This is a genomic window from Oleiphilus sp. HI0086, from assembly GCF_001635225.1.
Window position 1 is genome coordinate 1 of sequence record NZ_LWFZ01000044.1, and the last position, 932, is coordinate 932.

The window sequence follows — 932 nt, forward strand, 5'->3', positions numbered from 1 at the left end:
CGATTAGATACCGAGCCCCAAGTCTAATGATTGCATATCGATTCTTACCCCAATATAAGCCTTTCAATGCCCACTTCAAACTTGGGGGAACCTGGCTCAATACAGAAGCAACAGACTCGCGTATTGGCTATGAAGAAGAGTCAACTGTACAAGTTACCTGGGGAATCGGTGCTTACTACAGATTCACCGATAGTCCCTGGTTCATCAGCTTTGACTATACCAATCATGCCAAAGATGCTCGCTTCAGCGGCTTTCATATAGGCCGTTATTTTGGCTTCAAAAAACACATTCCTAAAGTGGAAAAAATCGTAAGAACCCCATTTGAGAATCTACAGCTCCAACTCGATTCAGACCAGGATGGCGTGATAGACAAACTCGATGAATGTCCGCTATCGGATCGTGGAGTCGAAGTTGATAAAACAGGGTGCTGTACTGAAAAAGCAGGCTGTATCAGGATTCAGTAGTAATCAATAACGATTATTAGTTCTGTTTCNCATGAGACTNCGCAAGTACAAAACCGAGAAGCATCAGTATAGCTCCCACAAAGCCGTACATACCTAAGACTTCATCGAATACCCAGTAACCAACCATTGCGCCAAAAACAGACTCCATCGAAAATATGATCGCTGCAATAAAGGGGTCTGCTTTCTTTAAAGCAAAGACCTGAAGTGTATACGCCATACCCACAACGAAGATGCCACTACACAAGGCCCAAAGATAAGCAGAGTTGAGACTAGCCATAGGGCCGCCCTCAAAGCTCAGGGAAAAAACTAAACTTAATAAAGCGCAGACAATAAATTGAAAAAGTGCGAGAACAAGCAAGTCATGCTTGCCCACCCAGAAACTGATAGCCCATAAGTGAAGAGCCCAAAAAACGGCTCCAGCAAGTGCCAAGCCATCACCTAAATAATTAAACTTTCCATCAAAACCGC

At 43.8% G+C, this 932-nt stretch carries 1 protein-coding gene and 1 pseudogene; one reads left to right on the forward strand and one right to left on the reverse strand.

Annotated elements, in window-relative coordinates:
• Positions 1–464: pseudogene (locus A3756_RS00770) on the forward strand (hypothetical protein); the annotation flags it as partial.
• Positions 465–480: 16 nt separating this feature from the next.
• Here A3756_RS00770 and A3756_RS00775 read toward each other — a convergent pair.
• The coding region (locus A3756_RS00775) for a DMT family transporter (protein ID WP_156490142.1) at positions 481–932 on the reverse strand (452 nt) is incomplete at its 5' end.